Here is a 14,295-nt window from a genome sequence, read left to right as displayed (position 1 = left end):
CATTTTCTTTATTGTTCACTTATATAATACGTCTTATCTATTAAGAAACAATATAGTGAATGTTAAGAGTATGTAAAATAAAAAACTTCCATTTTTATATTACCCAAATGGAAGCTTTTTAAATAGTTAACTAAAAAATCAAATGAAGTATTGGTTTTATAATTGCCCAGGCATAAAGCCTGAGCATATTTAATTATTTATAATATTTGTCTACCAATTCTTTTACCAAATCATCATCTGCTACAAAGGGAAGAGTTATATGGTCTGTGCTACTGTTTCTATAATTATATTCTATCGCTGTTTCGATTGAATTTTCATTTCTTGCCCATGCTCTTCTTGCAACACCATTCATTACATCCCATGGCATTGCTCTTCTTAAAATTTTGTCAACGCGTTCAGAACCATCAAGCACCATACCAAACCCACCATTTATAGCTTTACCTATGCCTACTCCACCACCGTTGTGCAAAGTTACTAAGCTCATACCTCTTGCAATATTACCAGCAAAGCATTGAGTTGCCATATCAGCCATGATATTGCTTCCATCCTTGATGTTGGCAGTTTCTCTAAATGGAGAATCTGTGCCAGAGACATCGTGATGATCTCTGCCCATCATAATTGGACCAACTTCGCCTTTTCTAACCATTTCGTTGAATTTTAGAGCAATTTGTGTCCTCCCAACTTCATCTTGATAAAGAATACGAGCTTGAGTGCCAACTACAAGGTTGTTTTTCTCAGCATCTCTAATCCAATTGTAGTTATCTCTATCTTGATATCTCCTATTTGGATTTATACATTCCATTGCAGCTTTGTCGGTCTTAATTAAGTCTTCGTGTTTTCCACTTAAGCAAACCCATCTAAATGGTCCATACCCATAGTCAAATAACATTGGACCCATGATATCTTCAACATAAGATGGGAATATAAACCCTTCAGAATCATCTATTCCATTTTTAGATATTTCTTTAACTCCAGAATCATAAACAGCTTTCATAAAGCTATTCCCATAATCAAAGAAATACGTCCCTCTATCTACTAATGTTTTTATCAACTCAAAGTGCCTTCTTAAAGACTTATCTACTTCTTTTATAAAATTCTCTTTATCTTCGTTTAACATTTTAGTTCTTTGCTCAAATGTCAACCCTTGTGGACAATACCCTCCATCGTAAGCAGCATGGCAAGATGTTTGATCCGATAATAGTTCAATATGGATATTGTTGTCAACGGCGTATTCTAATAAATCGACTATATTTCCATGATATGCTATTGCCCTTGCTTCTTTTTTACCAGCATATTCATAAGCTTTATCAAAAACTACTTTTAAATCATCATAGCATTCATCAATCCAGCCTTGTTTTAATCTGGTTTCAATCCTTGAATAATCAACTTCTGCAATAACTCCTACACCATTGGCAATTTTGGCAGCTTTCCCTTGAGCACCACTCATTCCACCAAGGCCTGAGCTAACAAATATATGCCCTCTCAAATCTCCTTCATCAGGTATTCCTAACTTCATCCTGCCAGCATTTAGAATTGTGTTAAATGTACCATGTACAATCCCTTGCGGACCTATATACATCCATCCTCCCGCAGTCATTTGCCCGTAATTTGCAACTCCCATAGCTTGAGCTTTAATCCAATGTTTTTGGTCATCAAACATTCCCACCATGAGTGCATTTGTGATAATTACTCTAGGCGACTCTTTTGAAGAACGAAATAATCCTAAAGGGTGTCCTGATTCAATTACCAAAGTTTGCTCATCAGTTAATTCTTCAAGGTATTTCTTTGTCAACCTATATTGCATCCAGTTTTGAAAAACTTGTCCTGTCTCTCCATATGTTACGAGTTCATAAGGATACAGTGCCACTTCAAAATCTAGATTGTTGTCTATCATCACTTGAAATGCTTTGCCTTCTATGCATTTACCTTTGTATTCATCAATTGGTTTCCCATAAATTCTACCTTCTGGCCTAAATCTATAGCCATATATTCTACCTCTAGTTAATAATTCATCTAAAAATTCAGGAGCTAATTTTTCATGCAATTCTTCCGGTACATATCTTAATGCATTTTTTAGAGCTATCTCTGTTTCTCTCTTAGTTAGTGTAAATTCTCTCTTTGGTGCTCTACGTATTGATTCATCAAATTTAGGATAATCAGGTAAATAACTATCCAGCTTAATTTGCATTGATTCTCCAATTACTTTATTATCGTACATTCAAAGCCCTCCCATTTTTCTTGTATACAATCTTACCTTTTTTTATGACTGAATCTGTGTGATTTACTCCAAAATGATATACCATATATGCTATATTAGGCACATCAAATATAGCAATATCTGCAATTTTACCAACTTCTATTGACCCTATAGAACTCTCTCTTTTGATTGCGCAAGCAGCATTTATAGTTGATGCAGTTAATACTTCCTCTGGTGTCATTTTCAAAGTTATAGAAGCGAAAGACATCATAAGCTGTAAGTTTTCGCTAGGGCAACTCCCAGGATTGTAATCCGTAGCTATAGCAACCGCTACATCATTATCTATCATATATCTTGCGTCAGCAACTTTACCCTCTTGAAGATTGAAACTAGTACCGGGAAGAAGTACGGCAATCACGTTTTTCTCTCCCATTTTCTTTATGCCATTTTTACTCGCACTAATTAAATGCTCTGCCGAAATGCATTCAATTTCACTAGCTAGTTCAGCTCCGCCAATAGAAACGATTTCATCAGCGTGTATTTTAGGAATCAAACCATGTGATTTAGCGCTTAAAAGTATTTTTCTAGACTGCTCTATAGTAAAAACTCCTTCTTCACAAAAAACATCGCAAAACTCGGCTAGTTTATTTTGAGCAATATATGGGATCATCTCATTGACAATTTTATCTACAAAAATGTCACTTCTCTCCTTATATTCTGGTGGCACTGCATGAGCACCCATAAAAGTTGGCACCACATCTATAGGATGTGTTTCATCCAATTTTCTAGCTACTTCAATTTGCTTTAGCTCTGTTTCAAAATCACCAATTCCATATCCTGATTTTGCTTCTACTGTAGTTACACCAAATTCAAGCATTATGTTTAAACTTTTGTATGCTTTGTCATAAAGTTCTTCGAAAGTAGCTTCTTTTGTGGCTTTTGCGGTAGAATGTATCCCCCCACCACTTGATAAAATTTCAAGATATGACTTTCCTTCCAATTTCATTGAAAATTCGTTTTCTCTACTCCCTCCATGTACCAGATGAGTATGAGGATCAATAAGCCCAGGAGTAACTAATTTCCCAGTTGCATCAATAAAAACAGTGCCTTCATCAGTAGGGATACTCTCTGGAAGTTTCCCTTCACCCACATAAATTATTTTATCTTTAGATATTGCAATAACTCCATTTTTAATTAGTCCTATATCTTTTTGAGCTTTATTTTTTCTTGGTCCATCGCTACCACTCATAGTAGCTAAATTTGTTATATTTTCAATAACAAGAGTTGCTTTCATTTAACCATCCTCTCTATTCAGACATTCTCTTTTCGAGTATTTGTGTCTTATCGAAATTTTCCAATTTCAAATGATAATCAGCTACATCAACCAAAGCATCCATTGGAACTAGCCCTATTATTTCACTGCCAATCACATTTACACCATATCTATTTGCTTCTCTTTCCACAGTATCAAATACTCTAAAAAGTGGAGTTTTAGTATAATCAACCATGTTTATTGACACTTGAACAATATTTCTTTCAGCAATTTCTATACCTAAAGCTTTACAGTAAGTAAATCCCCCTGTCTTTGCCCTGATAGCTTTAGCTATTTTTTTAGCAATATCTAGGTTATTTGTTCCTAAATTGATGTTAAAAGCTACTAAAGGCATTCTTGCTCCAACAGCAGTTACACCTGCTTTTTCATTAAGCTCTTTTGGTCCAAAATCAGGTGTCCATTCTTCTAACTTTAATTTTTCTTTCATACCTTCATACTGTCCTTTTCTAACATCTGCCAAATTTTCTCTATGAGGAGCAGATGCTGATTTTTCATATAGGTACACCGAAATTGAAAGCTCCTTTCCTATCCTTTCAGCAAGTTTTTTTGAAAGTTCAACACACTCTTCCATAGTAACATCTGAAATTGGTATCAAAGGAATTACATCGGTCGCACCCATCCTAGGATGCTCACCTTTATGAGTTCTCATATCTATAAGCTCACTGGCCTTTTTAGTAGCTCTAAAAGCAGCCTCAATAACCTTTTCAGGTTCTCCTATAAATGTGACTACACTTCTATTGTGATCTTTATCCATTGAGTAATCTAATAGTTTTACACCCTCTATTGCCCTTATTTCATCTAAAATCTTCTCTAATTTTTCTTTGTCTCTTCCCTCACTAAAATTTGGAACACATTCAATTAATTTCCCCATTTCAATCCTCCTAGTATTCTTTGATATTTATTAATGCAAATTTCATACCATGACAAACTATCGGTATTTTAGGCTTTAAAAGTATTTTAAAAAAAGAAAATATAAATTTATGTTTTAAAATGAAACATTTTCTAAACTATGCAGTATAAATAAGCTACAATTTGTTTCTTTTTCAAACACTACCTTTTTATGTTGTGTTTTCTCATCCTATAAATAAGGCTTTGCCTTGTAATGTTTAGATGCTTAGAAGTCTTTGTTACATTCCATCTGTTTTTTTCTAAAGCTTCAAAAATTATTTTCTTCTCATATTGATTTAGTAAACTATCCAAATCATTTATTGAATTATTATCCACTTTTTGACTCTCAAATATAATATCTTTCAAATAATCTGGTAAGTTTTCTAATTTTAAATTTTTCTCATTGTCAATTGTTCTCACCATGATATTTTCAATAAAATGTTCCAGCTCTCTTATATTGCCAGGCCAAGAGTATTTCTTCATTATTGTTTTAAGTGAATCCTCAATCCCAGTTACGTTTTTATTCATAGTTCTATTGTATTTTTTTATATAGTATTCAGATATCTCAAATATATCATCCCCCCTTTTGATTAATGGCGGGATATAAAGATTATATCCAGATATTCTATAAAAAAGGTCTTGTCTTAATCTACCGCTTTCAATTAACTCATAAGGATCCTCATTCATTGCACTGATTATTCTGCATTTTAAAGGATAGTTTTCTTTGCCTCCTACTCTTCGTGCGCTTTTTTCTTGAAGTGCTCTGAGCAATTTAGCTTGCATGTTTAATGGCATTGTATTTAATTCATCTAAGAAAAGTGTCCCTTCCCCTGCTTCCTCAAAAAGTCCTGAGGAATCAACTGCTCCAGTATATGCTCCCTTAACAGACCCAAATAAAATAGTCTCAAGTAAATTTTCAGGAATTGCTGAGCAATTTATTCCTATAAATGGATATGCTCTTCTCTTTCCAAAGTTGTGAATACTTTGAGCAAAAACTTCTTTCCCAGTCCCTGTATCCCCAACTATAAGAATGCTGTTGTCAAGCCATGAAAGTGCTTCAGCTTCTTTTATTAGGTTTTTCATAATTTCAGAAGATCCAATTATATCTGAGAATGTAAACCTCGTACCATTATTAAAAAAATCTCTATCCTTATTATCTTCACTGAAATAATTCCTCTTCAATTCAACAATTTCACTCAATAAATTTTGTAATTTTGTCTCATCTTTGCTTATAGAATAAACTCCTATCGTTTCATTGTTTACTATAATTGGATAAGTGGAATAAGATTTATAAACAGGTTTTCCATTATATATGGCATGTGCTTTGTATTTATTAATGATAGGTTTCCCACTCTCTAAAACTTGCATATGCTCAGATTTAGTTTTGTCGCTATACCCGTATGCGTCCCAAATATATTTGCCGATCATTTTATTCTTTGGTTTTCTCTCCAATTCTTCCATGGCTTTATTGTATATGACAACTTTGCCATCTCTATCAGAAAGCAACACACCGTCATATAAATTTTCAACGATTTCTTCTAAACATATTGATTTTGTCAAAGTATCGGTAAAATTTCCTATTGGTTCAAATATAAACAAATCATATTTATCGATGACGTATTTTCTTAAATAATATGTATTATTAGAGATAGTAAAATATGAGTTTTCAGAAATAGAATGTAAATCATCGAATTCTTTAAAATTATATTTAGTTAACTCTTTTAATTCATCTGAAATATATAATATTTTTTGAGTTTCAAAAATAATAAATAGACTAAATATGCTATTAATTATTTTAGCTATCTCTACTATATCCATGTTATTCACCTCTTGTATTAATTAAGTCAATTATATCACAAAAGATGCCAGCTATTTGCTGGCATCTTTATTCTTTAATGAATCTCTTATTTCTCTAAGCAATATTATTTCTTCACTAGGAAGTGGTGCTGGTGCCGCCTTTTTTTCTTTTTTCTTAAACTTGTCAATCGTCCTAATCATTATAAATATAGCAAATGATATGATTAAAAAATCTATTATATTTTGTATAAACATTCCATAATAAATTGCAAGTTCAGGAGTTTCTCCCGAAGCAGGATTAATTACATATTTAAGGGAAGTCAGATCAATTTTCCCTAAGACAACTCCAATAAGAGGCATTATAATATCATTAACAAGAGATGAAACAATTTTCCCAATAGCACCGCCTAAAATAACTCCAACTGCTAAATCTAATACATTCCCTCTGCTTATAAACTTCTTAAAATCATTCCACATCAAACCACTCCCTAACATACATTTATTTTTTTATATATTTACCCAAATTTGTATAAACATAGATAATGAGATTTTACAAATATGTGTTAAGAGAAATAATTCAATGTATTTATATGTTAATTACATCATTCAATTAAATGTATATATTTTATGTAAATCATACCGCATAAAGATAATCATAACTATCAGTATTATTTTTATTAACTCCTTAGGTATTTAATTACCTATTTTCTTTTTGAAATACTAGCCATGGAAGTTTTCCTTTCGTTGAGTGCTGATCTGTTTATAAACAAAAATTATCACACAATATATTTGCTGTTGTTATTCCATAATCTTCAACTTAGTTTTCATTTCCTCTTGGAATTATGTAAAAAGATTTTTCTTGTTTTTTTAGCTCTTCTTCGCTAATTAAACGATTGCGACCAAAAGAACAAGAATAAAGAATAAAAATAGTGTAATTATTTTGAACACCTCCTTTTTTTAGTTTCAATTCCTTATAGGTAGGCTAAATACTAAATCTTCATCAATTTGGTCAATGCTTATTTTACCGTTTCAATTCCTTATAGGTAGGCTAAATACTAACTTCCAATACCCTATTACTCTCATCCCCAACTACGTTTCAATTCCTTATAGGTAGGCTAAATACAAAAGGCACTAGTGTAATGCTATTAATAATAGATACGTTTCAATTCCTTATAGGTAGGCTAAATACCATTATTTCGAGAACAAAAAAGGAATTGAATGAAGTGTTTCAATTCCTTATAGGTAGGCTAAATACACCTAGCTCAAATATAATATCTTTTATTTGAGCAGTTTCAATTCCTTATAGGTAGGCTAAATACTAGGCGACTTATTATATGACTCACATATAAAATCGTGTTTCAATTCCTTATAGGTAGGCTAAATACCTATGATAAATGGGTGGAATGTACATCAGATAAAGGTTTCAATTCCTTATAGGTAGGCTAAATACGAATAAATAATCATATTTCAATTTTGGAGCATATTTGTTTCAATTCCTTATAGGTAGGCTAAATACTAGGTAATTCTCTCAAGCTCCAATGGCACAACCCTAGTTTCAATTCCTTATAGGTAGGCTAAATACTAGAGCAACCAACCAACCATTATAGTTATGATTTTGAGTTTCAATTCCTTATAGGTAGGCTAAATACTCAACTTCTTTAATGTTGACCAACTTGAGGAGTTTCTGTTTCAATTCCTTATAGGTAGGCTAAATACAAAGACCTGCACTTGCTGATGACGTAAAAATGTCTAGTTTCAATTCCTTATAGGTAGGCTAAATACTACCATATTGAAATAGCGAATAACCATGCTTCTAAAAGTTTCAATTCCTTATAGGTAGGCTAAATACTATACCTGCCGCAATAACTGGCCCTGCGTCTGCTACGTTTCAATTCCTTATAGGTAGGCTAAATACTCTCTCTTGTTCATCTTCTGCATCATATTCTGGATTGTTTCAATTCCTTATAGGTAGGCTAAATACAATAATTTTATATATGTAGACAATTCACAAATAACAGGTTTCAATTCCTTATAGGTAGGCTAAATACACTGGGGTACAAATTCTAAAAAGCGTATGGAATGGAGTTTCAATTCCTTATAGGTAGGCTAAATACATTATTTTAGAATTTACCAGCAAGGTGATAAAAATTGTTTCAATTCCTTATAGGTAGGCTAAATACTATCCACACACCTCATTTTTCATACACGTTACAGCAGTTTCAATTCCTTATAGGTAGGCTAAATACCTTATGAAAGTAAAAAGAGGCGATATTATTTTAGGTTTCAATTCCTTATAGGTAGGCTAAATACTAATATATTTCAATTACTGAATAACCATTTTCAATAGTTTCAATTCCTTATAGGTAGGCTAAATACTGGAAAGGCAACGTCATACATTACAACACATGACAAGTTTCAATTCCTTATAGGTAGGCTAAATACATGTAGTAGTCATTAAATAGAATAGATTATGATCCAGTTTCAATTCCTTATAGGTAGGCTAAATACTCCAAGTTCTTGACGAACTTGGATGGGAGTATGTTTGTTTCAATTCCTTATAGGTAGGCTAAATACCCTCACTCAACTTATATACCCTAACCTCGGCTTCTTGTTTCAATTCCTTATAGGTAGGCTAAATACTTAAACTTTTAACATTTTTCATTTTAAATCCTCCTTGTTTCAATTCCTTATAGGTAGGCTAAATACATCGTTGCATCAGCAATGATGCAGGGCTTAAATTATGTTTCAATTCCTTATAGGTAGGCTAAATACTCTGATACAACAGCATATACCCCTGTACAATCATACGTTTCAATTCCTTATAGGTAGGCTAAATACCCGTCACGGTGATGTCTCCTGGCACTGTATGGTCAATGTTTCAATTCCTTATAGGTAGGCTAAATACTGATGATAAGGGACTACAACAATTTACGTCAAAAGAGTTTCAATTCCTTATAGGTAGGCTAAATACCTTTATTTTTTTTAAAAATATATATACTTCTATATTAGTTTCAATTCCTTATAGGTAGGCTAAATACCCCTTATCATCATCCTAGTTGACTCTAAATCAGTGCGGTTTCAATTCCTTATAGGTAGGCTAAATACATTCTATATTATCAGAATAGAGAATGAAAAAGACTTGTTTCAATTCCTTATAGGTAGGCTAAATACTTTTTTTAAGGGCGTCCCAATCAAAGATATAATCTCGTTTCAATTCCTTATAGGTAGGCTAAATACCGGGAATAATTTTTCTATCCTTTCATATTCTTCAGGAGTTTCAATTCCTTATAGGTAGGCTAAATACATATATCACCTATATAGTCCCATCCATCATCTTTTAGTTTCAATTCCTTATAGGTAGGCTAAATACGAAAAGAAGCTAATGAGGTTGAGATATATTGATAATCAGTTTCAATTCCTTATAGGTAGGCTAAATACCTAAGTTTTGGTTGAGGAGATGTAGATTGTTATTGAGTTTCAATTCCTTATAGGTAGGCTAAATACAGAGACAAATTTATAAAAGGATTTAAAAATTTTGAATGTTTCAATTCCTTATAGGTAGGCTAAATACACTAACAAATACTTAGATGTGGTTAATTAGATATAGTGAGTTTCAATTCCTTATAGGTAGGCTAAATACAAAATATATGTACATCCATCTTGCGTTAATACTATAGGTTTCAATTCCTTATAGGTAGGCTAAATACTGAAGATTTTGGTGGAGTGTTTAATGAATCTAATACAAGTTTCAATTCCTTATAGGTAGGCTAAATACAAAATGCTGAAAAAATGGCTAATCTACTATATTATAGTTTCAATTCCTTATAGGTAGGCTAAATACTCAAGATGGGAGTCCAGATGACCCAAGAAATTGGGAGTTTCAATTCCTTATAGGTAGGCTAAATACCTTTATTCACCAAATACCTATTATAGTCTAATATCTGTTTCAATTCCTTATAGGTAGGCTAAATACAAGGAGGTGTAAAAATGGCTTTACAAAACTTTTTTCGTTTCAATTCCTTATAGGTAGGCTAAATACCTATATAGTAGGTACGTATATAGCCGAAAACTTCATGTTTCAATTCCTTATAGGTAGGCTAAATACTGAACATCCATCATTGACTGGTAGAAATATGGAATAGTTTCAATTCCTTATAGGTAGGCTAAATACAATTGTCTACCATATAAGCCATACCTGCCAGTGTCCCGTTTCAATTCCTTATAGGTAGGCTAAATACCAAATTCAATTTCTTCACCTTTAAACTCTTTTTGCAAGTTTCAATTCCTTATAGGTAGGCTAAATACATTATTGGATTATTATTGGATATGAAGATTCAGAGTTGTTTCAATTCCTTATAGGTAGGCTAAATACACGCTTTGGAGCCTTGAAAACTTGGTACCGTCAAATGTTTCAATTCCTTATAGGTAGGCTAAATACTCGGAGCTAATCTATTTTCAGGACTATCTGGCCTCAGTTTCAATTCCTTATAGGTAGGCTAAATACTATATAGATCCTTCAGTAGTTATTGCTATTGAATTAGTTTCAATTCCTTATAGGTAGGCTAAATACAATAATATGCAAGACCTAGCAAATCAACCTGAGTGGAGTTTCAATTCCTTATAGGTAGGCTAAATACTAGATTTATTAGGAGAGTGTGAATATACAAATTAGAGTTTCAATTCCTTATAGGTAGGCTAAATACCATACGTGGAGTTGATTTTGTTGGCTATAGAACGTTGTTTCAATTCCTTATAGGTAGGCTAAATACTTGGATCTTCTTCTATTTCTATTGACTCCATATTCCGTTTCAATTCCTTATAGGTAGGCTAAATACGAAATAATCAACAAGTAGGGAATGGATCAGAAGCGAGTTTCAATTCCTTATAGGTAGGCTAAATACTAAAAAATGATAAAAGAAAAATTAGTTAAAGATTTGTGTTTCAATTCCTTATAGGTAGGCTAAATACTGCAGAAATACTAAGATTATCATATCCTACTGTTTAGTTTCAATTCCTTATAGGTAGGCTAAATACTGTGTTAAAAACTAACACTATTGCTGCCATCGGCAGAGGTTTCAATTCCTTATAGGTAGGCTAAATACCCTGCATACCTCTTTGTAAAGATCTCCCCCGTGTGTGGTTTCAATTCCTTATAGGTAGGCTAAATACTCTACTTCTAGGTTTAATACTTTTATATACTTATCTAGTTTCAATTCCTTATAGGTAGGCTAAATACTTAAAAAAGAGGTAAGGTTAAAAGCAATAGAATATGGTTTCAATTCCTTATAGGTAGGCTAAATACTAAAAAATGATAAAAGAAAAATTAGTTAAAGATTTGTGTTTCAATTCCTTATAGGTAGGCTAAATACTGCAGAAATACTAAGATTATCATATCCTACTGTTTAGTTTCAATTCCTTATAGGTAGGCTAAATACTGTGTTAAAAACTAACACTATTGCTGCCATCGGCAGAGGTTTCAATTCCTTATAGGTAGGCTAAATACCCTGCATACCTCTTTGTAAAGATCTCCCCCGTGTGTGGTTTCAATTCCTTATAGGTAGGCTAAATACTCTACTTCTAGGTTTAATACTTTTATATACTTATCTAGTTTCAATTCCTTATAGGTAGGCTAAATACTTAAAAAAGAGGTAAGGTTAAAAGCAATAGAATATGGTTTCAATTCCTTATAGGTAGGCTAAATACTATAATCGTTTTCCTTTACCCACTCTGATGATACTAGTTTCAATTCCTTATAGGTAGGCTAAATACCGCCCTGCTTAAAATATTATTTATATATATATCACTTGTTTCAATTCCTTATAGGTAGGCTAAATACAATTTATCTGGTTGATTACCCATTCCAAACCAATTTCGTTTCAATTCCTTATAGGTAGGCTAAATACCCTTAAATGATGCACAAGTTGCAGATTTCAATGCAGAGTTTCAATTCCTTATAGGTAGGCTAAATACGTGCTTTTTGGTATTTTAGTAGCACTAATCTTTAAATGTTTCAATTCCTTATAGGTAGGCTAAATACTATATATGTAGGGGTATAGGTGCATCATCGCTTGTTGTTTCAATTCCTTATAGGTAGGCTAAATACAATTAACACCTATAGACATAAAATTTTTAAACATGAGTTTCAATTCCTTATAGGTAGGCTAAATACTGACATACTTTTAGGACATAGTTTTCTACTAGCGTCAGTTTCAATTCCTTATAGGTAGGCTAAATACCCAACTTATAAAGACGCACAAGGAAAGACATGCAGGGGTTTCAATTCCTTATAGGTAGGCTAAATACTAACTATAGTGTACTAGATGAGCTTGTTTTTGAAAGGTTTCAATTCCTTATAGGTAGGCTAAATACCTAGTATTAATTAATATAATCGCTTGGTATCTATTATGTTTCAATTCCTTATAGGTAGGCTAAATACGGATGACTCACACGCATTGACTGTGTTGTTTTTGATTGTTTCAATTCCTTATAGGTAGGCTAAATACTATGTACACTTCTATATTTTAAGTATCTCACTTATCGTTTCAATTCCTTATAGGTAGGCTAAATACGTTTTAACCCTAATTTAATTAAATTCGCATATATCTGTTTCAATTCCTTATAGGTAGGCTAAATACAAACAATATAGCCTATGATGCCTTCATATCCTGATACGTTTCAATTCCTTATAGGTAGGCTAAATACCGAACTTGGCTGGATGACTTACACGCATCGGCTGTAGTTTCAATTCCTTATAGGTAGGCTAAATACTGGAATTTTATCAAAGGCAGAAAGGAGAGTTATTATTGTTTCAATTCCTTATAGGTAGGCTAAATACTTTACCGAATTAACTTTTGGTGAAAAGGAGGAGTTGGTTTCAATTCCTTATAGGTAGGCTAAATACATATTCTCCAGATGTCATATATCCATGGCCTGTATTAGTTTCAATTCCTTATAGGTAGGCTAAATACTTCTTGAGTCAAGGTATAAATATATCAGAAATCACATGTTTCAATTCCTTATAGGTAGGCTAAATACTAGATGAAGTAACGCAAGAAAAAATTGTCAGTGCTAGTTTCAATTCCTTATAGGTAGGCTAAATACAAAATATATACTAATATTTATTAAAAGATGATGTTTTTAGATTCTAGTATAGTTCTATTTGAATTACTTCATTCAAAGAATATCCCCAATTGAATTGAACATTTACATTCTAGTTTAGTTCTATTTAAATCGTTAAAACTTTCTAATACACATTCTTCTTGTTCATAATTTACATTCTAGTTTAGTTCTATTTGAATTGTCAAGTGATTAATATGTCTATCTACATCTTCCACATTTACATTCTAGTTTAGTTCTATTTGAATGATAAGTCATTAGCAACATCGTCAACAGTCCCTTCTAATTTACATTCTAGTTTAGTTCTATTTGAATTATGTCCAATTGGGGCAATTCCAAGGCCAGTTCCTTGATTTACATTCTAGTTTAGTTCTATTTGAATATGAGAGATTTAGATGACACTATTAAAGAGATTGATATTTACATTCTAGTTTAGTTCTATTTTAAATGAGCGAAACAGTATAACCAAATCTAGTTTCATCATGTATTTACATTCTAGTTTAGTTCTATTTGAATTTTAATAAATGCATATGAGGCATATTTGACAAACGCATTTACATTCTAGTTTAGTTCTATTTGAATAGCGCTATACAGCGCGGGGAACGAGGTGTTGTAGCGTATTTACATTCTAGTTTAGTTCTATTTGAATTTTGTCCTTTGATTGAAACAAGTGAATCTGTTTCTAATTTACATTCTAGTTTAGTTCTATTTGAATGCTCAATACTGTGCCAGTCTCTATTTCGTCTAAATATTTACATTCTAGTTTAGTTCTATTTGAATTTGTTGACTCAAATTCCATAAAGACTGCCATTGATATATTTACATTCTAGTTTAGTTCTATTTGAATTTGTTGACTCAAATTCCATAAAGACTGCCATTGATATATTTACATTCTAGTTTAGTTCTATTTGAATTTGTTGACTCAAATTCCATAAAGACTGCCATTGATATATTTACATTCTAG

At 32.2% G+C, this 14,295-nt stretch carries 5 protein-coding genes and 1 CRISPR repeat array; all 5 genes read right to left on the bottom strand.

Annotated features, from left to right (window positions below; all coding sequences use genetic code 11):
- Nucleotides 1-193: 193 nt before the first annotated feature.
- Entirely contained in the window at nucleotides 194-2,218 is a 2,025-nt protein-coding gene (gene hutU, locus E4100_RS00180) for a urocanate hydratase (protein ID WP_135269753.1), read from the bottom strand.
- Nucleotides 2,208-3,491 (bottom strand): imidazolonepropionase, encoded by a 1,284-nt coding sequence (gene hutI / locus E4100_RS00175; protein WP_135269752.1) that lies wholly within the window; start codon nucleotides 3,489-3,491, stop codon nucleotides 2,208-2,210. The genes hutU and hutI overlap by 11 nt, the downstream gene beginning before the upstream one ends.
- Before the next feature lie 13 nt (nucleotides 3,492-3,504).
- Nucleotides 3,505-4,401, bottom strand: a complete 897-nt coding sequence (gene ftcD / locus E4100_RS00170) for a glutamate formimidoyltransferase (protein WP_135269751.1) — start codon at nucleotides 4,399-4,401, stop codon at nucleotides 3,505-3,507.
- Between the two features lie 179 nt (nucleotides 4,402-4,580).
- The gene (locus E4100_RS00165; protein WP_135269750.1) at nucleotides 4,581-6,236 is read right to left on the bottom strand and encodes a sigma-54 interaction domain-containing protein; all 1,656 of its coding nucleotides are present in this window, start codon (nucleotides 6,234-6,236) and stop codon (nucleotides 4,581-4,583) included.
- Between the two features lie 51 nt (nucleotides 6,237-6,287).
- Nucleotides 6,288-6,692, bottom strand: a complete 405-nt coding sequence (gene mscL, locus E4100_RS00160) for a large-conductance mechanosensitive channel protein MscL (protein ID WP_135269749.1) — start codon at nucleotides 6,690-6,692, stop codon at nucleotides 6,288-6,290.
- Nucleotides 6,693-7,175: 483 nt separating this feature from the next.
- A CRISPR array of direct repeats spans nucleotides 7,176-13,316; the repeat unit is 30 nt; unit sequence GTTTCAATTCCTTATAGGTAGGCTAAATAC.
- Nucleotides 13,317-14,295: the final 979 nt, after the last annotated feature.

The organism is Soehngenia longivitae, from assembly GCF_004684055.1.
Classification (GTDB): Bacteria; Bacillota; Clostridia; order Tissierellales; family Tissierellaceae; genus Soehngenia; species Soehngenia longivitae.
Note: the sequence above shows the minus strand (reverse complement) of the source record. Positions and strands in the feature narration are given on the sequence as shown.